The 23204-nt window shown below is 72.8% G+C and carries 21 protein-coding genes and 5 pseudogenes; 19 read left to right on the top strand and 7 right to left on the bottom strand.

Features of this window, described 5'->3' with window-relative positions:
* Positions 1–8 precede the first annotated feature (8 nt).
* The 5 genes and pseudogenes from QQK29_RS18615 to QQK29_RS07450 form a co-directional block, all read left to right on the top strand.
* Positions 9–689: pseudogene (locus tag QQK29_RS18615) on the top strand (FGGY family carbohydrate kinase); the annotation flags it as partial.
* 371 nt (positions 690–1060) lie between these two features.
* The gene (locus QQK29_RS07465) at positions 1061–1513 is read left to right on the top strand and encodes an FGGY-family carbohydrate kinase (RefSeq protein ID WP_431308666.1); all 453 of its coding nucleotides are present in this window, start codon (positions 1061–1063) and stop codon (positions 1511–1513) included.
* Complete coding sequence (locus QQK29_RS07460) at positions 1510–2403, top strand: hypothetical protein (RefSeq protein WP_284299148.1); 894 nt, start codon at positions 1510–1512, stop codon at positions 2401–2403. Before QQK29_RS07465 ends, QQK29_RS07460 begins: the two co-directional genes overlap by 4 nt.
* A gap of 1 nt (position 2404) precedes the next feature.
* Positions 2405–3079: an aspartate/glutamate racemase family protein gene (locus QQK29_RS07455; protein ID WP_284299146.1), complete on the top strand. Its 675-nt coding sequence runs from the start codon at positions 2405–2407 to the stop codon at positions 3077–3079.
* Positions 3080–3117: 38 nt separating this feature from the next.
* The gene (locus tag QQK29_RS07450) at positions 3118–4605 is read left to right on the top strand and encodes an alpha-amylase family glycosyl hydrolase (RefSeq protein WP_284299144.1); all 1488 of its coding nucleotides are present in this window, start codon (positions 3118–3120) and stop codon (positions 4603–4605) included.
* A 132-nt stretch (positions 4606–4737) separates the two neighbouring features.
* Here the strand turns inward: QQK29_RS07450 and QQK29_RS07445 are convergent, their stop codons facing one another.
* From QQK29_RS07445 to QQK29_RS07425, 5 genes and pseudogenes are all read right to left on the bottom strand, one after another.
* Positions 4738–5775 (bottom strand): Gfo/Idh/MocA family protein, encoded by a 1038-nt coding sequence (locus tag QQK29_RS07445; RefSeq protein WP_284299142.1) that lies wholly within the window; start codon positions 5773–5775, stop codon positions 4738–4740.
* On the bottom strand, positions 5772–6065 hold the full coding sequence (locus QQK29_RS07440) for a hypothetical protein (RefSeq protein WP_284302055.1): 294 nt from the start codon (positions 6063–6065) through the stop codon (positions 5772–5774). The genes QQK29_RS07445 and QQK29_RS07440 overlap by 4 nt, the downstream gene beginning before the upstream one ends.
* Positions 6066–6068: 3 nt before the next feature.
* Positions 6069–6311 (bottom strand): annotated as a pseudogene (locus QQK29_RS07435) (Gfo/Idh/MocA family protein); the annotation flags it as partial.
* A gap of 152 nt (positions 6312–6463) precedes the next feature.
* Positions 6464–6727 (bottom strand): annotated as a pseudogene (locus QQK29_RS07430) (Gfo/Idh/MocA family oxidoreductase); the annotation flags it as partial.
* Positions 6728–6969: 242 nt separating this feature from the next.
* On the bottom strand, positions 6970–8592 hold the full coding sequence (locus QQK29_RS07425) for a protein O-GlcNAcase (RefSeq protein ID WP_284299140.1): 1623 nt from the start codon (positions 8590–8592) through the stop codon (positions 6970–6972).
* Positions 8593–8716: 124 nt separating this feature from the next.
* Between QQK29_RS07425 and QQK29_RS07420 the strand changes: the two genes are divergently transcribed.
* From QQK29_RS07420 to QQK29_RS07370, 12 genes and pseudogenes are all read left to right on the top strand, one after another.
* Positions 8717–9688: an ROK family protein gene (locus tag QQK29_RS07420; RefSeq protein WP_284299138.1), complete on the top strand. Its 972-nt coding sequence runs from the start codon at positions 8717–8719 to the stop codon at positions 9686–9688.
* Complete coding sequence (locus tag QQK29_RS07415; RefSeq protein ID WP_284299136.1) at positions 9681–10292, top strand: D-sedoheptulose-7-phosphate isomerase; 612 nt, start codon at positions 9681–9683, stop codon at positions 10290–10292. Before QQK29_RS07420 ends, QQK29_RS07415 begins: the two co-directional genes overlap by 8 nt.
* A pseudogene (locus QQK29_RS18610) lies at positions 10258–11117 on the top strand (glycoside hydrolase family 38 N-terminal domain-containing protein); the annotation flags it as partial. The gene QQK29_RS07415 and the pseudogene QQK29_RS18610, both read left to right, overlap by 35 nt.
* Positions 11112–11819, top strand: a complete 708-nt coding sequence (locus tag QQK29_RS18605) for an alpha-mannosidase (RefSeq protein WP_431308781.1) — start codon at positions 11112–11114, stop codon at positions 11817–11819. The pseudogene QQK29_RS18610 and the gene QQK29_RS18605, both read left to right, overlap by 6 nt.
* On the top strand, positions 11813–12907 hold the full coding sequence (locus tag QQK29_RS07400; RefSeq protein ID WP_284299132.1) for a glycoside hydrolase family 38 C-terminal domain-containing protein: 1095 nt from the start codon (positions 11813–11815) through the stop codon (positions 12905–12907). The genes QQK29_RS18605 and QQK29_RS07400 overlap by 7 nt, the downstream gene beginning before the upstream one ends.
* The gene (locus QQK29_RS07395) at positions 12907–14787 is read left to right on the top strand and encodes a YyaL domain-containing protein (protein WP_284299131.1); all 1881 of its coding nucleotides are present in this window, start codon (positions 12907–12909) and stop codon (positions 14785–14787) included. Before QQK29_RS07400 ends, QQK29_RS07395 begins: the two co-directional genes overlap by 1 nt.
* A pseudogene (locus QQK29_RS07390) lies at positions 14784–16282 on the top strand (ABC transporter ATP-binding protein); the annotation flags it as partial. The gene QQK29_RS07395 and the pseudogene QQK29_RS07390, both read left to right, overlap by 4 nt.
* Before the next feature lie 135 nt (positions 16283–16417).
* Positions 16418–16561 carry a hypothetical protein gene (locus tag QQK29_RS17910; RefSeq protein ID WP_348533941.1) on the top strand — a complete coding sequence of 48 codons (144 nt, stop codon included), beginning with the start codon at positions 16418–16420 and terminating at the stop codon, positions 16559–16561.
* A 186-nt stretch (positions 16562–16747) separates the two neighbouring features.
* The gene (locus QQK29_RS07385; RefSeq protein ID WP_284299129.1) at positions 16748–17770 is read left to right on the top strand and encodes a LacI family DNA-binding transcriptional regulator; all 1023 of its coding nucleotides are present in this window, start codon (positions 16748–16750) and stop codon (positions 17768–17770) included.
* A gap of 71 nt (positions 17771–17841) precedes the next feature.
* Positions 17842–19131 (top strand): YML083C domain-containing protein, encoded by a 1290-nt coding sequence (locus QQK29_RS07380; RefSeq protein ID WP_284299127.1) that lies wholly within the window; start codon positions 17842–17844, stop codon positions 19129–19131.
* Positions 19050–19706 carry a hypothetical protein gene (locus tag QQK29_RS07375; protein ID WP_284299125.1) on the top strand — a complete coding sequence of 219 codons (657 nt, stop codon included), beginning with the start codon at positions 19050–19052 and terminating at the stop codon, positions 19704–19706. Before QQK29_RS07380 ends, QQK29_RS07375 begins: the two co-directional genes overlap by 82 nt.
* 295 nt (positions 19707–20001) lie before the next feature.
* Positions 20002–21549: an MBL fold metallo-hydrolase gene (locus QQK29_RS07370; RefSeq protein WP_284299123.1), complete on the top strand. Its 1548-nt coding sequence runs from the start codon at positions 20002–20004 to the stop codon at positions 21547–21549.
* A 109-nt stretch (positions 21550–21658) separates the two neighbouring features.
* Here the strand turns inward: QQK29_RS07370 and QQK29_RS07365 are convergent, their stop codons facing one another.
* The gene (locus tag QQK29_RS07365) at positions 21659–21838 is read right to left on the bottom strand and encodes a hypothetical protein (RefSeq protein ID WP_284299120.1); all 180 of its coding nucleotides are present in this window, start codon (positions 21836–21838) and stop codon (positions 21659–21661) included.
* A gap of 196 nt (positions 21839–22034) precedes the next feature.
* On the opposite strand from QQK29_RS07365, the gene QQK29_RS07360 reads away from it, so the two are divergent.
* Positions 22035–22283, top strand: coding sequence for a hypothetical protein (locus QQK29_RS07360; RefSeq protein WP_284299118.1), 249 nt, complete (start codon positions 22035–22037; stop codon positions 22281–22283).
* Positions 22214–22975: an ROK family protein gene (locus QQK29_RS07355; protein WP_284299116.1), complete on the top strand. Its 762-nt coding sequence runs from the start codon at positions 22214–22216 to the stop codon at positions 22973–22975. The genes QQK29_RS07360 and QQK29_RS07355 overlap by 70 nt, the downstream gene beginning before the upstream one ends.
* A gap of 5 nt (positions 22976–22980) precedes the next feature.
* Here the strand turns inward: QQK29_RS07355 and QQK29_RS07350 are convergent, their stop codons facing one another.
* Entirely contained in the window at positions 22981–23187 is a 207-nt protein-coding gene (locus QQK29_RS07350; protein ID WP_284299115.1) for a hypothetical protein, read from the bottom strand.
* Positions 23188–23204: the final 17 nt, after the last annotated feature.

Raw genomic sequence — 23204 nt, 5'->3', positions numbered from 1 at the left:
GCGGTGTCATGCTCGACGGCATGTCCGGATGTGGGAACGTTACCTCATCCGTTCGGGCGATGGGGATCGACGTCGGCAGCAGCAACGTCAAGGCGGCGATCATCACGCTCGACGGAGGTCGCGTGCGCGAGCTGGCCGTGGCGCGTCGCAGCGTCACCGGCCTCGACGCCGCGGCCCTCGTCGCGACCGCACTCGCCGCGGCAGCGGACGCCCTCGCCGCCTGCGCGGGCCCGGTCGCCCTGATCGGCATCGCCTCCATGGCCGAGACCGGCGCCCTCGTCGACGCGAGCGGCCGCCCGAGCGGACCCCTCATCCGGTGGGATCGCGGCGGCGACGCAGGCGCTCGTCTCGCGCTCGCGGGTGACCTCGACCCCGCGTGGCTGCACGCACGCACAGGTGCACCCCTCACCCCCAAGCTGCCCCTGCTGAGCTGGGCCGAGCTCGTGCGAGAGGGCCTGCCCGACGGCGCTCGCTGGGCCTTCACCGCCGACCTCGTCGCCGCCGCCCTCACCGGGCGCCTCGCGACCGACCACACGCTCGCGGGGCGCAGCGGCGCCTATCGCCTGCCCGCACCCGGCGAGCCGCTCCCCGGCGACTGGGATGAGGAACTGCTCGCGGCCGTCGGGATCCCCCGCACCTTGCTCGGTGCGGTGCTCGCGCCTGACGAGCCGGTCGGCGTCGTCGACCGTGGCCTGCCCGACGCCCGCGGCGCGGTCGTGCGGATCGCCGGGCACGATCACGCCGTCGCCGCCCGTGCGGCAGGCGCCACGGTACCCGGCGTCGTCGTGCACTCGCTCGGCACGACCGAGGCGGTGCTCGCCCTCGCGGCCGACGGGCGCGCGGTCGATCGCGCGGCCGCGGGCGCCCACGGCATCAGCGTCGTGCGCGGCGTCGACGGCGACCGGGAGGGCGTGCTCGCCGGCAGCCCGGCCGGTGGAGCGCTCATCGCCGACTGGCGGCGACGCGCGATCGCGGCGGGAGCGGATGCGGATGCGCTGCTCGCCGCAGAGCCGGACGAACGCGGATCCGCCCTCGCCCTGCCCTACCCGGCAGGCCGGCAGTGCCCCTCCCCGATCCCCGTGCCGGCTACCGGCTCGTGGACGCCGACACGCACGACCCCGCGACGGAGCTGGGCGGCATCCTCCGCGGACTCGCGGCCCACGGCGCGTGGATGCGCGACACCGTCGTCGAGCTCACGGGCGCGCCGCCCGCACGGATCGTCGCGACCGGCGCGCCGGTGCGCCGCAACGACCGACTCGCGGCGCTCATGGCCTCCCTGGCCGGAAGCCCCCTCCCGGTCGTCGACCTCGACGCGCCCGTGGCCGCGGGCGCCGCCGCGCTCGCCGCCGAACGCGAGGGGCTCACCGCGCACTGCGAGGCACCCGTCCGAACCGTGCCGGCGGCGCACCTCGCGGCACCCGTGCTGCGTGCGCGCTTCGCCCGCGCCCTCGCCGAATCGTCAGCGGACTCCGCACCGCGCGCAGCCGCATCCATCCCCGAAGGAGCATCGTGACCATCCCCCAACCGACCCTCTCGGCCATCGCTCGCCCCAGCGGCGGCTTCGCGATGATCGCCATGGACCAGCGCGAGAGCCTGCGCCACATGTTCGACCTGGCGGGCGCCGGCCGGCCCGCCGACGAGGTGCTCATCGACTTCAAGCGCGCCGTCGCGAGCGAGTTGTCGCACCTCGCGAGCGGCTTCCTCGTCGACCGCGATTTCGGCGGCCTCGGCATCCTCGGCGACGGCCTCGTGCCGCCCCACTGCGGCTTCATCCTGGCCGCCGACGCGTTGACGCAGGAGCCCGGCGGCCCCGTCGAGGAGACGGGCCTCGACGACGCGGCCCTCGACGACGCCCGCACCGACGGCGTCGCGGCCATCAAGCTGCTCATCATCTGGCGACGGGATGCCCACCGCGAGGCACGCATCGCGCTCGCCGAGCGCTTCGTGGCCGAGGCGCGCGAGCGCGGGGTGCTCTCGGTGCTCGAGCCCGTCGTGCGAGCGACCCCGGAGGAACTCGCCGACGGCAGCTGGGATGCCGAGGCCGCGATCCGCGAGGCCGCGCGCGAGCTGTCGCCGCTCGGCTCGTCGCTCTACAAGGTGCAGGTGCCACTTGCGGGCACGGGGAACGCGGCCGAGCAGCTCGCGGCGAGCGAGCAGCTGGCGCGCGACATCACCGGGCCCTGGGTCGTGCTCTCGCAGGGGGTCGCGCTCGATCGGTTCCCGGATGCCGTCGAGGCCGCCTGCCGCGCGGGGGCCAGCGGCTTCCTCGCCGGGCGCGCGCTGTGGAGCGACGTCGTCGGCGCGGGCGATGTGCCCGCCGCCCTGCGCGAGCGCTCGCGCCCCCGGCTCGAGCGTCTGGTCGAGATCGTCGACACCCACGCACGCCCCTGGACGGAGGCCTGAGATGCGCATCGGATTCCTACACACCGTGCCGGCGCTCGCGCCGCGCTTCGACGCCGACCTGGCATCCGCAGTTCCTGACGCCACGGCGGTGCACGTCGTCGACGCCGAGTTGCTCGCCACCGCGATCCGCTCGGGGGTCGACGCCCACGTCGACGCGGCGGTCGCCGAGCACATCGCCCACCTCGCCTCGGAGGGGGCGGATGCCGTGCTCGTCACGTGCTCGTCGATCGGCGAGTCGGTCGAGAAGGCGGCAGCCGCTGCCCGGGTGCCCGTCGTGCGGGTCGACACCCGGATGGCGGCCGACGCGATCGAGACGGCGGGCGCGGGTGGGCGCATCGTCGTGCTCGCGACGCTCGAGGCCACCCTCGGCCCCACCGGGCGCCTGCTCGAGCGCGCCGCGGCGGATGCCGCCGAACCGCCGAGCGTGCGGGCGCACGTCGTGCCCGACGCCGCGGCGGCACGGTCGGCGGGCGACGTCGAGCGGCACGATCGGCTCGTCGCCGAGGCCGTGCGCGAGGCGGCGGCCGAGGCCGACGTCATCGTGCTCGCCCAGGCGTCGATGGCTGCCGCTGCCGACGAGGCGCACGTCGACGTGCCCGTGCTGACCTCACCCGCATCCGCTCTCCGCGCTGTGCTCGACGCCGCCGAGGGCGCGGGCTCTGCGGTCCCGCGGTGAGGGGTCGCACAGTGCGCTCAAACGGCCCTCATGGGGGCATGTTGCGACCCCTCACCACGCGCGGCGTACGGCTGCTCTGCTACGCCGATCGCCTCGGGGGCGACCTGCGGCACCTCGGCGAGGTGCTCGACGGGCCACTCTCCGACCTCGCGGGCGTGCACATCCTGCCCTTCTACACGCCCTACGACGGCGACGACGCGGGCTTCGACCCGGTGGACCATACGGCTGTCGACCCGCGCCTGGGCGACTGGAACGACCTCGCCGCGATCGCCGCGCGGCGCGAGGTGACCGCCGACGTGATCGTCAACCACACCTCCGCCTCCTCGCCCGAGTTCCTCGACTGGGTCGAGAACGGCGACGCCTCGCCGCACGCGGGCATGTTCCTGACCTTCGACCGCGTGTTCCCCGACGGCGCCGACGAGGCGGGCATCACCGCGTTCTACCGCCCGCGCCCGGGGCTCCCCTTCACGCCCTACGCGGTCGCGGGCACGCGGCGGCTCATCTGGACCACCTTCATGCCGAGCCAGGTCGACCTCGACGTGACGCATCCCGCGGCGCTCGCCTACCTCGACCGCATCGTCGGCGCCCTCGCCAAGGCGGGCGTCGAGGTCGTGCGGCTCGACGCCGTCGGCTACGCCGTGAAGACCCCCAGCAGCGACTCGTTCATGACGGATGCCACCCTTGCCTTCGTCGAGGAGCTCACCGCGCGCCTGCGTGCGGCCGGCATGCGCGTGCTCGTCGAGGTGCACGCCCACCACAGCCTGCAGCTCGCGATCGCGCCGCTCGTGGATCTCGTCTACGACTTCGCGCTCGCGCCCACGCTGCTGCATGCGCTCGGCGACGGCGACATCGATCCGCTGCTGCGCTGGCTCGACATCCGGCCGGTGAACGCCGTGACCGTGCTCGACACGCACGACGGCATCGGCATCATCGACGCCGGGCCCGCGGGCGACCGGCCGGGGCTCATCGACGAGGGCCAGATGCGCGCCATCTTCGACCGTGCGGCCGTGGCCACCGACGGGCACTCCGAGCTCGCCTCCGTCGTGCCGCAGTGGGCCACGATGCCGCACCAGATCAACGCGACCTTCCCGAGCGTGGTGGCCGACGACGAGGCGTACGTGCTGTGTCGGGCCATCCAGGTGCTGCTGCCGGGAGAGCCGCAGGTCTACTACGTGGGCCTGCTCGACGGGCGCGACGACCGGGCTCGGTTCCTCGCCACGGGGCAGGGCCGCGAGGTGAACCGGCACGCGTATCCGCCCGAGGAGCTGCACGACGCGCTCGCTCGTCCCGTGCCGCGCGCGATCCTCGCGCTCGCGCGGCTGCGACGCGACCACCCGGCGTTCGACGGCGCGTTCTCGTTCGTACGCACCGGGGAGCACGCGCTGCGCCTGGAGTGGGCGACTCCGGATGCGCGGCTCACGCTCGATGCGGACCTCGCGCCGGGTGCGCGCGTCGCGGTGCTCACGGACGAGCGCGACGGGGTCGTGCGGGTGCTGCGCGGGGTGGAGGAACTCGCCGACAGCTGACTGCGAGGCCATGTCGGCGCTACCGACCCGGGGTCGCAGATACAGGCCGAACCGTCACCGCGGGCAGTGTTCGCGCCTGAACAGCTCGATCCAGCCTGTATCTGCGACGCTTGCCCCTATGACGCCTGCTCGCTACGCCGCGGGCTCCTCCGCATCCGTGGCCCCCACGCGCGCGATCGCGCCCGTGCGCGCCGACTCGTAGGCCGCGAGGATCACCCCGAGCACGTCGATGCCCTCGCGGTGCGTCTGGATCGGGCGGGCACCCGTGAGCAGGCATTCGGCGAAGTGCGCCACCTCGGCGCCGAACTCGTGCACGGGCTCGAACGCCGTGACCACGGGCTCCTCACCGCGGATGCGGGAGACGAGCGTAGTGCCGTCCGAGCTGAGCGAGCCCTTCTCGCCGACGAGCGAGAACTTCTCCGTGCCGACGGCCGGCTCGTACGCCCAGCTCGTGGTGACGTGGCCGACCACACCGTTGTCGTAGCGCACGAGCACCTGGGCCGAGTCCTCGCCCTCCATGAACGCGAGCCGGTGCCGCGAGAGCATCGCCGCGACCTCGACGGGCGAGCCGCCGGCCAGGTGCCGCAGCAGGTAGAGCGGGTGGTAGCCGGTGTCGATCAGCTCGCCGCCGCCGGACGTCGCCGAGCGCGCGCGCCATCCCATGCTCTCGGGACTGAAGTCGTTGAAGAAGCTGTCGGTCGTGCGCACCTCGTACACCCGCCCGAGCACGCCCGAGTCGATGAGCTCCTTCGCGGCCGCGACGGCCGGCTGGAAGAGCTGGTTGTGAGCGCACATGATCGTGACCCCGTTGCGCTCGGCGGCGGCCGTGATGGCGTCCGCCTGCTCGAGGGTGAGGCACAGCGGCTTCTCGCACAGCACGTGCAGGCCCGCGTCGGCGGCGGCGATCACGGCATCCGCGTGCAGATGGTGCGGCAGGCAGATGTCGACGGCGTCGAGACCGCCCGCGGCGATCATGTCGCGGTAGTCGGAGAAGATGGCGACCCCCTCGTCGTCGCCGCGCCGCTTCTCGGCGCTCTCGCGCACCGGGTCGGCGACCGCCGCGAAGACGACCGTGTCGGGGTTGCGACGGTAGCCCGCCACGTGGGCGCCGGCGATGCCGCCCGCGCCGATGAGGCCGATGCGCACCTTCGCGCTGTCTGTGCTGGTCACTGTTCCCTCTCGATGTCGATGGCGCGGCCGGTGGCGGCCGCCTCGTTCGCGGCCACGACGAAGCGCGTGAGCTCCACCGCTGTGCGCTGGTTGGTTGCGACGTCGGCGCCGCCCGCCATGGCGTCGACCCAGAGGCCGAACGGCGCGGCGGGTGCGTCGACGAGCGGCACGACCGCCCAGTCCTCGCCGAGCGCGCCGCCCTTGCCCATGAGCTCCTCGCGACCGAAGCCGAAGAGGAGCGAGCCCTCCGTGCCGCGCACCTCGAACGCGGATGCGCCGGGCGTCGTCACGAAGCTCGCCTCCGCCACACCGAGGGCACCGTTCGCGTATGCGGCCACGACCACGGCGTTGTCCTCGACGGCGTGCGCGGTGACGCTGCCGTAGGCGGCCGTGATGCGCACCGGCCGCGCACCCAGGAAGCGCTGCACGAGGTAGGCGGGGTGGCATCCGAGGTCGGCGAACGCACCGCCGATGGCGGCCACCGGATCCGCGAACCGCTCGGGCAGCCAGCCGCCGAGCCAGCCGTCGTGCGCCATCCGCACACGCGCGTAGGTGACCGTGCCGAGCGCGCCCGCGTCGATGAGGATGCCGCGGTCGCGACCGCGGGGTCGGCGAGCCGCGGCAGCGACACGACGAGCGCCACACCCGCCGCCTGGGCCTCGGCGACGAGCGCCTCGCACTCGGCGACCGTCGGCGCGAGCAGCTTCTCGGTGAAGACGTGCACGCCGGCGCGGATGGCGCGCCGGATGACGTCGCTGTGATCGGCGGTGGCGGTCGTCACCGTGATGGCGGCAACGTCGGGGCGAGCGAGCAGCTCGTCGAGCGACTCGGCGGCGTCGATGCCGAGGCGGGCCGTGCCCTCGGCGCGCAACTCGGGGTCGGCGTCCCATCCGGCCACGACGCGGGTGCGCTGATGCTCGGCGGCCTGGCGTGCGTAGTCATCGGCATGCACGTGCCAGAACCCCACGATCCCGACACCGATCTGCTCCGTCACGCCGCACTCCCTCGTGTCTCGATCCGCGCTGTTCCGCCCAGAAATGTGGCAACGTTACCACACGCAGGGTACGCGCTGGCGGCGGCGGTTTCGAGACGCCGCTTCGCGGCTCCTCAACCACCTGCGTGCCGCGGTGTGAGGTGGCTGAGGAGCGCGTCGCCGCAGGCGGCACGCGTCTCGAAGCCCCCGGCCGTTGGCCCCTAGTCGCCCGCCGCCTCCGCTGCGGCTGGTTCACCCTCGGGGCGGATGCGGTCGGGCAGCGTGCGGCCGAGGGCGCGCTCGGCGGCGGCACGGGCCACGTCACGCGCGAGGCCGTGGCGCGCGGTGCGCGCGGTCTCCCAGGCAACCGACACGGCATCCGCGTCGCCCTCGCCCCGCGCGTAAGCGAGTGCGGCGCGGATGACGGCGGTCGTGGCCGGCGCGGCGTCGGCCCACGGGCGCAGCGCGGCGCGCAGCGGCGTCGACTCCTCGAGCCCTGCGAGCGCATCGAGCTCGGCGAGCATCGCGCGCAGCCGCGGCCCGGCGACGCCGCCGTCGGCGAACGCGGCGTCCACCTCCGCCGCGAGCTCCGGGTGCTGCGGTGCCGACGGCGGCCAGCTCGAGGCAGCCGCGACGAGCGGCCGCAGCAGCTCGGCATCCGCACCCGCGACCGCATGCAGGGCCGCCTCGGCCGCCACCGCCGCGTCGTAGGCGTCGGGATTCCATGCCCACGCCGCGACCGTGTGGATCGCGAAGCGGCTCGGCTCGAACTCGACCATCGGGTTGGCGACGATCCCGTGCAGGCCCGCTCGGCCCAGGCCGGCATCCCGCCCCAGCAGCGGCCCCAGGAACGCCCGCGAGCGATCGAAGTCGTTGACCGGGAAGTTGTCCCACAAGACGAGCGGATGCTGCCCGAACGCCCGGAAGGCGCGCCGCACCTGGTCATCGGTGACGGCGCCCACCACGATGTCGTCACCCGTCCAGCACACGCCGATGCCCTCACCGAGCGAGGCCGCGAGCGCCTCCCGATAGGGGCTCGCATCCGACCCCGCGTAGTCGGTGGGCACCATGAGCAGCTGCCCACCGAGCCCGAGCGGCCACAGCACCTCGGTCTCGAACCGCGTGCAACTCTCGCCGTGGGCGCGGCCCGCACCCGCGACACCGTCGCCGAACCGCTCACGGTCGCGCGCATCCGGAAGCCCCTCCTCGATGTCGTCGAAGAGCAGGGCGAAGCGCCGGATGCCGAGGGCGTGCAGTTCGCGCGCCTTGCGTGCCAGCGCCGCGTGGTCGGCCTCGTCGGCGTGCACCATGTCGAGGCCCGGGTGCAGCGCGTAGACGATCTCGACACCCGCCTCGTGTGCCGCCGCCACGAGCTCGGCGAGCTGTGCCGCCTCGGTCTCGGGATAGCTCTCGCGCCAGAGTCGGCGGTGGTAGGGATCGTCTTTGGGGGCGTAGACGTAGCGGTTCATGCGCAGGCGTCCGAGCTCCTCGACGAGGCGCAGGCGCTCCGCGTGGGTCCAGGGTGCGCCGTAGAAGCCCTCGATGACGCCGCGGTCGGCGAGCTCGGGCCAGTCGGAGATCTCGCCGGTGCGCAGCTCGCCTGCTGCGGCGAGTGCGGCCACGAGGGCGCGGGCGTGACGCTCGCCGATGCGATCGGCGGCGACGATGCGCACGGCGGACGGTTCCACGGTGATCGCGAAGCTCTCGGGGCGCACCCGCCCGGAGGCGTCGCGCGGCACCCGGAGGGCGTCGGTCTCGTCGATGACCGAGACGGTTGGCGGCACGATGCGTGCTCCGTCGAGAGCACCACTGCGGGGCACGAAGAGCGACAACCCAGTGGACATGTGTGGCAACGATACCCGTTCGGGGTGTCTTGACCCGACGTGGCGACCGTCCATAGGATATGGGAACGATGTCAGAATCCGCCCACCGCGCGGAGCATCCGCACCATTCGAGGCAGGACACTGAATGACCGCATCGACGCGCTCGACGCTCGCGCTCGACATCGGGGGCACGAAGCTCGCCGTCGGCGTCGTCGATCAGCACGGGGTCGTCACCGGCCTGCGGATCACGCCCACGCGCAAGGAAGACGGCCACGCGGCCGTCGTGCGCCGGCTTTTCGACCTCGCCCACGCCTCCCTCGCCGCTGTCGGCAACCCCGAGATCGACGCCGTCGGCATCAGCTGCGGCGGCCCCCTCGACGCCGAGGCCGGCATCGTGCACCGCCCCCTCAACCTCCCCGACTGGGATGCCGTGCCGATCGGCCCGCTCGCTGCGGAGGAGTTCGGCGTGCCCGCACATCTCGTCAACGACGCGACGGCGGGCATGATCGCCGAGCACCGGCACGGCGTGGCCCGTGGCACACGCGACGCCCTCTATCTCACGCTCTCGACCGGGGTCGGCGGCGGAGCCATCGTCGACGGCCACCTGCACCGCGGAGCCGCCGCCAACGGCGGCGAGTTCGGCCACATCATGGTGCGGCCCGGAGGTCGCGTCTGCACCTGCGGGCGCCGCGGCTGCCTCGAGGGCTACGCATCCGGCACCTCGATCGCGCTCCGCGCGCGAGAGGCCGTCGCCGCCGCGGGCACCCCGACCCTGCTCTCGGCCCTCGCGACCGTGCGCGCCGAAGACGTCGTCGCCGCGGCGGAATCCGGCGACGAGCTCGCCCGGCAGCTGTGGGCGGAGACCGTGGAGGTGATCGGCCAGGCCGTCACCGACCTCGTCAACACCTTCGAACCCGAGGTCGTCGTGCTGGGAGGCGGCGTGACGCGGGCCGGCGCGATGCTGCTCGACCCGGTGCGCGCGCATGTCGCGCGCTGGGCGATGCCGCCCGCTGCGGCCGCCGTGCGCATCGAGTTCGCGGCGCTCGGCGAGGCCGTGTGCGTCGTGGGCGCCGCCGTGCACGCATCCGATCGCAGTCAGGAGCCCAGTCATGCCTGAATCGACCCGCCCCGAGCCCACCGTGCCGCAGTGGATGCGCGAGCAGCTCGCCGACCACCGCGACGTGGCCGAGCGCGCCGCGGCCTTGCTGCCCGAGGTGCGCCGCGCCGCCGACGCCCTCGTCTCCGCGTTCACGGCGGGCGGCATCCTCTACACCTTCGGCAACGGCGGCAGCGCGGCCGACGCCCAGCACTTCACGGGCGAGCTCATCGGCCACTACAAGCGCGATCGCCGCCCGCTGCCTGCCGTGACGCTCTCGACCGACACGACCACCATGACGTGCATCGCGAACGACTACTCCTTCGACGACGTCTTCGCCCGCCAGGTGCAGGCGCTCGCGCGCCCCGCGGATGTCGTGGCCGCCTTCACGACGAGCGGTCGCAGCGCGAACGTGGTCACCGCGCTCGCGGCCGCACGCGCCGCCGGGGCGACGACCCTGCTCTTCGGCGGCGGCGACGGCGGCCCCGCGCTCGAGCACGCCGACATCGCGCTCGTCGTGCCGAGCTCGACGACACCCCGCATCCAGGAGATGCACACCTTCATGCTCCACGCGATCAGCGAGATGATCGATGCGTGGGCCGACGACGACCAGGAGTATCTGTGACCCCGAAGAAGCAGCCGCAGACGACGCAGCCGCCGACATCCGGAGCACCCCAGAAGGCCCCCTCTCGAACGCCCCCTCGGGCTTCCGCCCCGAGACGGTACCGGCGGCCCCGCGCCCGACGGCGACGCCGAACCGCGTGCTGCACATGATCGGCAACGCCCACCTCGACCCGGTGTGGCTGTGGCCCTGGCAGGAGGGCTACCAGGAGGCACGCGCGACGTTCCGTTCGGTGCTCGACCGCATGGACGAGTACCCCGACTTCATCTTCACGTGCGATCAGATCGTGCTGCTGTCGTGGGTGGAGGAGCAGGACCCGGAGCTCTTCGCCCGCATCCAGGAGCGCGTCGCCGAGGGCCGCTGGGTCAACGCGGGGGCTGGTGGGTCGAGCCCGACAACAACATGCCGATGGGCGAGTCGTTCGCACGGCAGGGCCTCTACGGCCAGCGCTACCTGCTGAGCCGCTTCGGCACGGCGGCCTCGGTCGGCATGAACGTCGACCCCTTCGGCCACAACGGGATGCTGCCGCAGATCCTGCGCGGCCAGCGCCTGGATTCCTACATGTTCCTGCGGCCCGGCAAGCACGAGTCCGACCTCGACGACTCGCTGTTCTGGTGGGAGGCGCCCGACGGCTCCCGCGTGCTGGCCTACCGCATCCCCTTCGAGTACTGCTCCCCGCCGGGCGACGTCGCCTGGCAGACCGAGAAGTCGATCGCCCAGCTCGACTCCTCGCTCGGGGAGGGCATGGTGTTCTACGGTGTCGGCAACCACGGCGGCGGGCCGACCAAGGCCAACATCGACTCGATCCACCGCTACGACCGCATGGGCACCTTCGGAAGGATGAAGATGTCAAGTCCGCGTGAGTACTTCGACGAGATGCTCGCCCGTGGGCCGGCCTTCCTCGAGAACCTCGGGGTGCGCCGCGACGATCTGCAGCACCACGCGCCCGGATGCTATTCCGCGCACTCCGGCATCAAGGCCTGGCAGCGGCGCGCGCAGTTCAACGTGCTGAACGCGGAGCGCTGGGCGGCGGTGTCGGCCCTCGACTCCGGCGTCGAGTACCCCCGCGAGGATCTGGAGCGCGCCTGGAAGCAGGTGCTCTTCAACCAGTTCCACGACATCCTGCCGGGCTCGGCGATCGAGCAGTCCTACGACGACGCGCGCGATCAGCTCGGCGAGGCCGTCGCGATCTCGAAGCGCATCATCACCCGCGCGCACAACCTCATCGCGGCGCGCATCGACATCCCCTTCGAGGCCGCGACCCAGCCGGTCGTCGTCTTCAACCCGCACCCCTGGGCGGTCGAGGAGGACGTCGAGCTGCAGTACGGCGTGCAGCCCACCGGCGTGCACGTCGTCGACGGCACGGGCGTCACGGCCGTCTCGCAGCGCGTGCAGTCGGTCGCCACCACGGATGACAAGGGCCGCGGCGCTGTCGCCTTCCGTGCCAGCCTGCCCCCTTCGGCTATCGCCTCTACCGCCTGCGCCCGGGGCCGGCCCTCGACCCCGCGCCCTCGCGCGGCCTCGTGGTGAGCGAGACCGCGCTCGAGAACGAGTTCCTGCGCGCCGAGTTCGACCCGGCCACCGGGTGGCTCCGCTCGCTGGTCAACAAGGAGACCGGCGTCGACGTCGTCGCAGGCGCGGCCGGCGACACGCACACCCAGATCTGCGACGACCCGACCGACACCTGGGGTCACCGTGTGATCTCCTACGCGTGGGAGGGCGCGCCGATGGCGGTGGACCGCATCGCCGTGCGCCAGTCCGGCGCGCTGCGGGCCAGCATCCGCATCGAACGCTCCTGGGGGCGCTCGATGCTCGTGGAGGAGTTCATCCTCGGTCACGACGCCCGGGCGCTGCGCGTCGAGGTGACGCTCGACTGGCGCGAGCAGGCGCACCTGCTCAAGCTCCGCTTCCCCACGGCGCTGACGGATCCGAAGGCCACCTACGAGATCCCCTACGGCGAGCTCGAGCGTCCCGTCGACGGCGCGGAGGAGCCGGCCCAGTCGTGGGTCGACCTCACGGGCACGATCGACGGCGTCCCGGCGGGCCTCACGGTCGTCGCGACCGACAAGCACGGCTGGGACGTGTCGCCGGGCGACTCTGCCGGCGACATAGGGCCGAGCATCGGCATCACCGCGGTGCGCAGCCCCGTGTACTCGTGGCACGACCCGCGCCTGCTCGACGAGTCGGGCATCTACTCCTTCCAGGATCAGGGCATCCAGCGCTTCCGCTACGAGCTCGTGCCGCATGCGGGCGACCACCGCGCCGCGCAGCCCGCGCGCCGGGCGATCGAACTCGGCCAGCGCGTGCGCGCCATGCTCGAGTCGTTCCACGAGGGGCCGCTCGGGCCCGAGGGCTCGTTCGCCGACGACGGGCACGGCTCGGTGCTCGTGACCGCGATCAAGGGCTCCGAGGATGCGGTCGACGCACCCGGCGGTGCCGAGCTCATCGTGCGTGCGGTCGAGACACGTGGCGAGAGCGTCGACGTCACGATCGAGCTGCCGCTCGTGGGCCGCACGATCGAGGCCACGTTCGAGCCGTACCGCATCCGCACCTTCCGCGTGCCGCGCGAGGGCGACATCGTCGAGCTCGACCTGCTCGAGCTGCCGCTCGACGCCTGATGTCCGCCCCCGGTGCGACACCCGGCACCGCGACGCCGCCACGCGTCGAGGTGCGCGACGCGGATGCTGCGGCGTTCGCGATCGAGGTACGCGCCGAGGCGAGCGGATCGGGCACCGCCTACGAGGTCGAGGTCGCCTACCGAGGTGCGCACCCGGTGCACGCCGCGGTCCGCGTCCTGGTCGAACTGGCCGCCCCCGACGCCTCGGTGCTCATCCCGGGCGCGTTCTACGGCGAGAACCGGCCCGCCGCCAACGACCGCGTGTTCCCACGCTTCGAGCGCGGGGCGACGAGCGCCGAGCAGCACGCCGCGATGGTGAGCGACGAGTGGCACCTGCGCGCCGATCGCGCCGCGACGCCCGCCGTGTTCTGCTGGGCGGGCGAGGGCCTTCCGGGCGTTGCACTCGTCGCCGAGGAGACCGGAGAGCTGGGCGAGCAGTCGATCGGCTTCGCGGTGCGTGACGCGCGCGCGACGCTCGCCCTCACGGCACCTGCGCGCGAGTACCCCGTCTCGTACTACGGCGACGGTGAGCCCCGACGCGCCGAGGTGCAGACGCACCGGTTCGAGCCGGGCGAGGTCGTACGACTGCAGCTGCGCGTGCTGCCGCTCACCGCCGACCGGCACGACTACGACCGCGTGCTGCGCGAGCTGCACGCCGCATCCCGCGAGCGCTTCCCGCAGCATCCCTGGGTGGACGCGCGCGAGGCCGCCGCGATCGCCGCCGAGGGGCTCGTGCGTTGGCACTTCGACCCCGACCCGGGCGTGCTGCTCGAGACGGTCGGCTTCGACCGCGAGATCTCGGGCGGCGACGGCCGGCCCGTCGACCGGCAGGCGATGCACGTGGGCTGGGTGAGCGGCATTCCGTGGGCGTCCGCGCTGCTGCGCCACGGCATCCGCGTCGGTGACGAGACCGCAGCAGACGCCGCCCGCCGCGTGATCGACTTCTGCACCGCGGAGCTCTCGCCATCGGGCACGTTCTGGGGCACCTGGTATCGCGGCCGCGGCTGGAGCCAGAGCTGGACCCGCATCCCCAACGGCCTGCACGCCCGCACGCTCGGCGAGGCGACCGACTTCCTCATCCGGGCGATCGCCCTCGAGGATCGGCCGCAGTGGCGCGAGGCCGCCCGCTCCAACCTGGATGCCATGGTCGCCCGGCAGCGCGCCGACGGGGCGCTCGGGCTCATCCACGACGCGACGACAGGCGAGGTGCTCTCGTGGGAGGGCACCGCCGCCCTCGCCTGGGTGCCGGCGCTCGTCGCCGCGCGCGACTGGGATGCGCGCTACCTGCCCGCCGCGGAGCGCGCGGGCGACCACTACGCGGATGCCGTGCGCCGCGAGTACCTGCACGGCGCGCCGGAAGACGTCGACCTCGCCCCGACGAGCGAAGACGGCTACGTCGCCGTGATGGCCTATTGCGCCCTCTACCGCGCGACAGGCGCCGAGCGCTGGCTCGACCTCGCCCGCCGCGCCGCCGAGTGGACCTTCACCTTCCGTTACTCCTACGACGTCGCCTTCCCGGCGCTCACGCCTCTCGCGGCGTACGGCTTCCGCACCCGCGGCGCCGACCAGGCATCCAGCTCCAACCAGCACCTGCACGCGTACGGCCTCATCTGCACCGAGGAGCTGCTGCAGCTGAGCGAGTGGACGGGCGACGACTGGTACCGCACTCGGGCCGAGGAGAGCTTCGCGTGCTTCCGGCAGCTGCTGCCGCGGCACGACGGCGAGCTGAACGCCTACCGCGGCATGATCACCGAGCGCTACTACCAGACCGAGTGCTTCCAACCGAAGGGCATGATGCTGACCCTCTCGCACGCCTGGTCGGCGGGCGTGCTGCTGCTGGCCGCCGAGGACCTGATCGCGCGGGAGGCGGACGCGGGATGACCGCACGCCCACCCGAGGACCACACCGCGCCGATCACCCTGCCGACGCAGCGGCCGCCGATGCGCAGCCTGCTGAGCCTCGTGCTCCGGCACCGGCGGCGGATGCTGTTGATCATCCCGGCGTATGTCATCAAGGACAGCCCGCAGTGGCTGCTGCCGGTCATCACGGGTGCCGTCATCGACGTCGTCGCGAGCCGCGGCTCGGTGCAGACGCTCGGCCTCTACGCCCTCGCCGCGGCGCTCGTGCTCGGCCAGAACTACCCCGTCGGCATCTTCTACAACGACCAGTGGAGTCACGTCTTCCGCCAGGTGGGCGCCGACCTGCGCAACGCCCTCGTCGAGCGGCTGCAGAACCTCTCGATCGGCTTCCACACCCGCAAGAGCTCGGCCGTCATCCAGACCAAGGTCGTGCGCGACGTCGAGAACATCGAGCAGATGCTGCAGGGCTCGTTCGCCCCGATCATGTCGGGCATCTGCATCCTCATCGGCGCGGTCACCATGACCGCCATCCAGGTGCCCGCCTTTATCGCCGTCTTCGCCCTCACGATCCCGGTCGGCGTCGGGCTGGTCGTCGCGGTGCGCCGCGTCTCGCATCGGCGCAACGAGGCGTTCCGGCACCGTATGGAGGGCTTCTCGGCGCGCGTCGGCGAGATGGCCACGCTCATGCCGGTGACGCGCGCGCACGGTCTCGAGCAGGTCGCCGCCCGACGGGTCGTCGACAGCGTCGAGGACGTGCGTGACGCCGCCCACCTGCTCGATCAGCTCAACGGCCGCTTCGGCGCCGTCTCGTGGCTCATGTTCCAGCTGCTCACGATGTTCTGCCTGTGCGCCGCCGCCTTCGCCTCGCTCTCGGGGCTGCTCGACATCACGCCGGGGCAGGTCGTGCTGCTGAGCTCGTACTTCACGATCCTCACCAATGCCATCGTCATGCTGTTGAACCTGGCTCCCACACTCGCCCGCGGCCGTGAGTCGGTGCGCTCGATCGCCGAGGTGCTCGAGGATCCCGACCTCGAGCTCAACCAGGGCAAGGCGACGGTGGAGGCTGTGGAGGGCGTCATCCGCCTCGAACACGTGGGCTTCGCGTATCCCGGCGATCGCCTCCTCGCCCTCGACGACGTCGACCTGCAGATCGAGCGCGGCGAGACGGTCGCGTTCGTCGGCCCGAGCGGCTCGGGCAAGTCGACGATGCTCAACCTCGTGCTCGGCTTCGTGCGCCCGACGCGCGGCCGCATCCTGCTCGACGGGCGCGACATGGCGGGGCTCGACCTTCGCCAGGTGCGGAGCTTCTTCTCGGTCGTGCCGCAGGAGTCGGTGATGTTCGAGGGGTCGATCCGCGAGAACGTCACCTACGGTCTGCCCGCGGTGCCCGACGAGCAGCTCGAGCAGGCGCTGCGTGACGCGAACGCGTGGGAGCTCATCGAGTCGCTGCCCGACGGGTGGGACACGGTGGTCGGCCAGCGCGGCGCCCGGATGTCGGGGGCCAGCGCCAGCGGCTCGCGATCGCGCGCGCCCTCATCCGAGACCCCCGCGTGCTGCTGCTGGATGAAGCGACCTCGGCGCTCGATTCGGAGTCGGAATCGGCCGTGCAGGAGGCGCTCGAGCGCCTGCGGGCAGGGCGCACGACGCTCGTCGTGGCGCATCGGCTGAGCACCATCCGCTCGGCCGACCGCATCGTCGTGCTCGAGCACGGGCGCGTGGTGGAGGTCGGTCCGCACGAGGAGCTCGTGCACGCGGACGGCCTGTACGCCCGGCTCGTGCGGGCGCAGCAGTTGTGAGGGCGCTGCTGCAGGCGGTTTCGAGACGCGGCGCTGCGCGGCGCTCCTCAACCACCTGCCACTCAGCGGGTTGAGGAGCGGCGGCGCGCAGCGGCGGCGCGTCTCGAAACCGGCGCCGCGGGGATCGCCCGCTAGGCTGGCGTCCCAGCCCGTCCGCCGCGGGCGCCACACGGGAGGGAGCAGCGCATGGGCGCATCCGAGCACCCGATCCCCGGACGCGTGACGATCAAAGAGGTCGCGGAACGGGCCGGGGTGTCGCGCTCGACCGCATCGCGCGCCCTCGCGGGCACCGGATATGTCGCCGAACCGGTGCGTCAGCGCGTGCGCAAGGCAGCCGACGATCTCGGCTACGTCGTCGATGCGACAGCGCGCAGCCTCAAGCAGCGCTCGAGCCGGGTGATCGGCGTCATCGTCTCCGACCTGCGCAACGCCTTCTACGCCGACCTGGCCTTCGGCGCCGGCGAGCGCGCCCGCCGCGCCGGTTACACGATGCTGCTCGTCGACGACGGGGGCAGCCCCGAGGATGAGCTGGAGGCCGCGCGCGCGTTCGTCGCGTCCCGGGTCGCGGGCGTCGTGCTCACGCCGGTCGCGGGCGACGCCGTCGCCTTCCTGCAGCGCCAGCGCGTTCCCGTGGTGGAGGTCGACCGCGTGTTCGGCAGCACGGATGCCGTGGTCATCGACAACCGCCACGCCGCACGCACCACGACCGAGCACCTGTTGAGCCTCGGCCACCGCCGCATCGCCCTCGCGATCGACGAGACTGACTGGACGACCGGACAGGAGCGCCGCGCCGGTTTCGCGGACGCGTTGAACGCGGCCGGCGTCGCCGTCGACCCGAGCCTCGTCGTCGCCGCGGGATGGGACGCCGAGGCCGCCCAGCGGGTCGCGACGAAGCTCCTCTCGGCCGACGATCGCCCGACAGCGGTTTTCGCGGCGAACAACCTGCTGGCCGAAGGCGTCTGGCGTGCGGCGACGCGGCTCGGCCTCACGATCCCCGACGACCTCAGCCTCGTGGCCTTCGACGACGCCCCGTGGATGAGCATGGTGACGCCCGGCGTGACGGCGGTCACCCAGGATGCCGCCGAGTTGGGCCGCACGGCCGTCGACCAGCTGCTCGCGCGACTCGCAGCACCGGAGGCTGCGCCCAAGACCGTGACCCTGTCGGCCGGCTTCGCCCGCCGTGACTCGACGGCACGCCCCGCCCACTGACCCATCCGGCACCCGGGCCTGGATCCCGGGTGGTACTCCTTTCTGGGAACGATCTCAGATACGATGGGCCCATGCCTTACGCCGACCCGACGACGGCGCGGGCCGTCGATGTCGAGCGGTCCGGAACGCGCCTCGCCGTGCGCGCCGCCGGCTACCGGCTCGAGATCCCCGACACGACCGCCGCCCTCTTCCGTGCCCCGGTCGCGATCCTCAGTGACCCCGACGGCGAGCCCTGGTCGTACCTGAGCCTGCTCGCATCCGCGCACACCCGCCTCGCGTCCGACGACACCGTGCACATCGAGCGCATCGACGCCGACGAGCAGGACGAGGCGGTCGAACTCCGCGTGGTCGCGCGCAGCAGCGTCTGGTTGCGGCGCGATCTTGTTCTGCGGTGCACGGCGGATGCGATCGAGGTGCGCCTCGAACTCGAGGGCACCGGGTCTCTCGCCGATGTCACGCTCTTCGGGGGAACCGGCGCCATGCCCAACGCGGCGAGCGGCGTGTTCCGCTCCGACATCCGCTTCGCCGGCGTGCTCGCCCCGGCCGCGACCGAGCCCGTGCAGTTCGTGCGCCCGTCGAGCTCCCCCGCCGTGCTCGGTGTCGTGGGCGACGCGGATGCCGGACGCCTGAACGCGGTCTTCTCGCCTCCGCCTCTCGCCTTCGGCCTCTCACGCGAGGCGCCGACCGGGGCCACGCGCGCGCCGGGCGGCGACTGGCTCGGCATGTGGCTGCGCGCGCCGGTGGACGAGCTCACCATGACGGCCATGCGCTACTCCCCGCTCGACGGCGGCTTCCTGCTGCAGCTCGACTACGAGGGGCACACGCCCGTCTGGGGCGAGTGGGTCTCGCCGACCGTCGTGCTGCGCCCCGCCGAGACGGGTTGGGGGTGCTCGAGGCCTACCGCGACGATCTGGCATCCCACGGCTTCGCACCCGCGCCTCGGGCCGCCGCCGACTGGTGGCACGAGCCCCTGTTCTGCGGCTGGGGCGCCCAGTGCGCGCGCGCCGCGCACCGACTGCACCACGACGATCCGGATGCCGCGACCGGCGCCCTCATGTCCGTCGAGGACGACGTGGCCACGGTGCGCGCCGCACCCGACTTCGCCCGGCAGGAGGTCTACGACGCCTTCCTGGCCCGGCTCGATGCCCACGCCGTCGACCCCGGCACGATCGTCATCGACGACCGCTGGCAGGCGGCGTACGGCACGGGTGAGGTCGACACCGAGAAGTGGCCCGACCTGCGTGGCTGGATCGACGCGCAGCACGCGGCAGGTCGCAAGGTGCTGCTGTGGTGGAAGGCGTGGGATGCCGAGGGCATCCCCGCCGAGGAATGCGTGCGCAACGCGGTGGGGGACCCGGTGACGGTGGATGCCGGGCATCCGGGATACCGCGCCCGCCTCGCGGGCATCGTGCGGCACCTGCTCGGCCCCGACGGGCTCGACGCCGACGGCTTCAAGATCGACTTCACCCAGCGCGGCCCGAGCGGCGCGAGCCTGACCGGAACCGATGGCGTGTGGGGCATCGCGGCCGTTCATCTGCTGCTCGAGACGATCGCCACCGCCGCACGCGAGACCAAACCCGACGCGCTGCTCGTGGCGCACGCCGTGCATCCCTCGTTCGGCGATGTGTGCGATATGGTGCGCCTCAACGACGTGACCGAGCGCGACGTGCACCGCGAACCGGTGCCGGTGACCGATCAGCTCGAGTTGCGCCACGGCATCGCCTCACGCGTGCTGCCCGACCACCTCATCGACACCGACCAGTGGCCGATGCCGGATCGCGCGTCGTGGCTCGCCTACATCGCCGCCCAGCCGCGCTACGGTGTGCCCGCCCTCTACTACGTCGAGGCGATCGACAACAGCGGCGAGCGCATCCAGGGCGCGGACCTCGACGCCGTCGCCGCGAGCTGGCAGGCCTACCGGGAGGCGCGAGCATGAGCACGGCACCACGCGAGATCGCCCGGGGCGTCTGGCTCGTGCCCGACACCTGCAACGTCTACCTGGTGATCGCCGACGAGCCGGCGGATGACGGGGCGCGCACCGCGATCACGATCGATTTCGGCGCGGGAGCGGTGCTCGATCACCTGGCCGAGCTCGGCGTCGACCGCATCACCGACGTCGTCATGACCCACCATCACCGCGATCAGGGGCAGGGCCTACCGCGCGCGGTCGAGCACGGCGCGCACATCCACGTGCCCCCGTCGAGGTCGACCTGTTCGCCCACGTCGACGAGATGTGGGCCACCCGGCAGCTCGACAACGACTACAACCTGCGGCAGGACCGCTTCTCGCTGCTCGAGCCGGTGCCGGTCTACGCGACGGTGCCCGAGTACCGCTGGTTCCACGCGGGCGGCATCACGCTGTGCGCCATCCCGACCCCGGGCCACACCGTCGGCTCGGTGAGCTATCTGCTCGACCGCGACGGCGAGCGTCTCGCCTTCACGGGCGACCTCATCTACGCGCCCGGCAAGGTGTGGTCGCTTGCGGCGACGCAGTGGAGCTACACCGCGACCGAGGGCCCCGCGATGGCCGTGCTCAGCTGCCACCTGCTCGGCGACGAGCATCCCGACCGCCTGCTGCCCTCGCACGGCGCGCCCATGGCGGATGCGGACGGCGCGCTGTCGCTGCTGGCCGAACGCATGAACGCCTACGTCGACTCACGCCGCTGGCACGACTGGGACCTCGTCGACCGGCTGCGGCATCCGTACGTGCAGCTCACCGACCACCTGCTGCTCAACCGCTCGAGCCTGTCGTGCAGCTACGTGCTGCTCTCGCAGACCGGCGAGGCGCTGCTGATCGACTACGGCTACGACATGACGACGGGCCTGCCGACCGGGCAGGACCGCGCGAGCCGACGGCCGTGGCTCGCCTCGCTGCCCGCGCTCAAGCAGCAGTTCGGCGTGACCCGCATCTCGGCCGTGCTCGCGACCCACTACCACGACGATCACGTCGCGGGGATGCCGCTCTTGCGCGATGTCGAGGGAACCGAGATCTGGGCGCCGGAGCACGTCGCGCCCGTACTCGCCGACCCCTGGGAGCACGACCTGCCGTGTCAGTGGTACGAGCCGATCGTGGTCGACCGCTCGCTGCCGCTCGGCGAGACGGTGCGCTGGAACGAGTACGAGATCACCGTGCACGACCAGCCGGGCCACACGCTCTTCGCGGCGGCCTTCGAGGTGCGCGTCGACGGGGTGACCGTCATGTTCACCGGTGACCAGCAGGAGAACCTCGGCGTGCCGGGCGAGCGCCGCGAGATCCTGAACTACCAGTACCGCAACCGATTCCGGCTCGGCGACTACGTCGCGAGCGCGAAGCTCTACCAGCGCGTCGCGCCCGGGTTGTTGCTCAGCGGTCACTGGGAGCCGCGTACGACCGACGCAGGCTACCTCGAGTACCTGCTGCAGGCGGGCGCCAACCTCGACGAGCTGCACCATGACCTGCTTCCGCTCGACGAGCTCGACCTCGGTGCCGACGGCGTGCTGTGCCGGCTCGCGCCGTATCGGGCGACTGCGGCTACCGGCGCTGTCCTCGACTACCGCGCGACGGTGCGCAATCCGCACGCGTACGACGCGGAGGCCGTGCTCACCCCGGTGGTGCCCGACGGCTGGACGGCGTCCCCCGCGACTGCGAGCGTGCCCCTCGCGGCCGGCGAGGAGCGCGAGGTGACGTTCTCCGTCACGGCGGGTGAGGCGGGCCGGCGGATGCGGGTCGCGCTCGATGTCACGATCGGCGAGCTGCGCCTCGGTCAGCACGTGGAGGCGCTCGTCGACGTCGCGGGGTGATGCCCGCCGCAGCACCCAGGTGGTTGAGGAGCGCATCGCGCAGCGATACGCGTCTCGAAACCCCGCCGTCGCGCCGCCCCAGCGCGCCGTACATCAGCGCGCCCCTACGTCAGCGCATGAGGGTGCTCCGGCGGCACGGGGAGGGCGACCACGTCGGCACGCTCCGTGCGGGCAGCCCTCCGCCCGCGTGCGAACGTCGGCGGTCGAGCATGTTCGTGACGAGCACGGTCGCGGGCACGGCGACGGCGAGTGCGATGCCGACGGCGAGGGGAGTGCGCGCATTCCGCATGGGAGTCTCCTTCATGACGCTGCAGATCCGTGAGGCTGCACACCGAGCATCGGATGCCGGAACACTTCCCGCGACCCACTTGCGTGACACGACGCAACATGCAAGCGGTCTCATTGCACCGTCGGCCCGCGGTCGCTTATCATCGTGTGGCATCGTTACCACATTGCTGCCCAGACGGCCGAGCGAGGAGAGACCCATGGACGCCGCGCTCGCCCTCGACATCGGCGGCACGAAGCTCGCAGCGGGAGTCGTGACCTCCGACGGCGCCGTGCACGGCTTCACCGTCGAGCCGACCCACCGCGACCAGGGGCCGGACGTCATCCTCCCCGGTTGTTCGAGCTCGGGCGCCGCGCGATGGCCCAGGCGACGGATGCCGTGGGTCGGGTCGAGGCGGTCGGCATCTCGTGCGGTGGTCCCCTCGATGCTGCCGCGGGGGTGCTCGTGAACCCGCTGCACCTGCCGGGCTGGATCGACATCCCGATCGTTCAGCTCGCCACCGAGGCGTACGGGCTGCCGGCCTATCTCGAGAACGACGCGACGCTCGCGGCGCTCGCCGAGTACCGGCACGGCGCCGCGCGCGGCAGCCGCTCCTCGATCTACCTCACGATCTCGACGGGCATCGGCGGCGGAGCCGTCTTCGACGGCCGCCTGCACCGCGGAGCCGCCGGCAACGGCGGCGAGTTCGGCCACATCACGGTGGTGCGCGGCGGACGCGAGTGCCTGTGCGGCCGCCGCGGCTGCCTCGAGGCCTACGCCTCCGGAACCTTCATCGGCCGCCGCGCCGACGAGCGCATCGCGGTCGGCGATCTCGAGACGCGACTCGTGGCGCCCGCGACGGCCGAACAGGTCGCACGCGCCGCCGCCGACGGCGACCCGCTCGCGCAGGCCATCTGGACCGAGACGGTCGAACTGCTCGGGCAGGCCGTTACCGACCTCGTGAACATCGTCGAGCCGGATGTCGTCGTGCTCGGCGGGGGCGTCACCCGCTCCGGCGCGCAGGTGCTCGATCCGGTTCGCCGCATCGTCGCCGACGGCGCCATGGAGCCCGCCGCGCGCGCCGTGCGCGTCGAGCTCGCGGCCCTCGGCGACGCGGTGTGCGTCGTCGGCGCGGGCGTGCTCGCGCTCGACGCCGGCTGAGCTCGCTACGGCAGCTCGAGCGGGTCGTCGCCGAGCAGGCTGTCGCGCTCCTCGGCACCCGAGGCCAGACGGTCGGCCTCGGCGCTGTTGACCTGGTCGGGATCGACGTCGGGGTCGAGCGTGGTCTCGTCACTGACCTCCATCTCGGCCGAGTCCGCATCGTCGTCGGAACCGGGCACGAGGGGCACGGGCGGGAGATGGTTGTTCGACATGACGGTCTCCTTCGCGG

The organism is Homoserinibacter gongjuensis, assembly GCF_030161875.1.
In the GTDB taxonomy this organism is placed as follows: Bacteria; Actinomycetota; Actinomycetes; order Actinomycetales; family Microbacteriaceae; genus Homoserinibacter; species Homoserinibacter gongjuensis.
The sequence above is the reverse complement of the archived record's forward strand: the minus strand, read 5'-3'. Positions and strand labels throughout refer to the sequence as shown.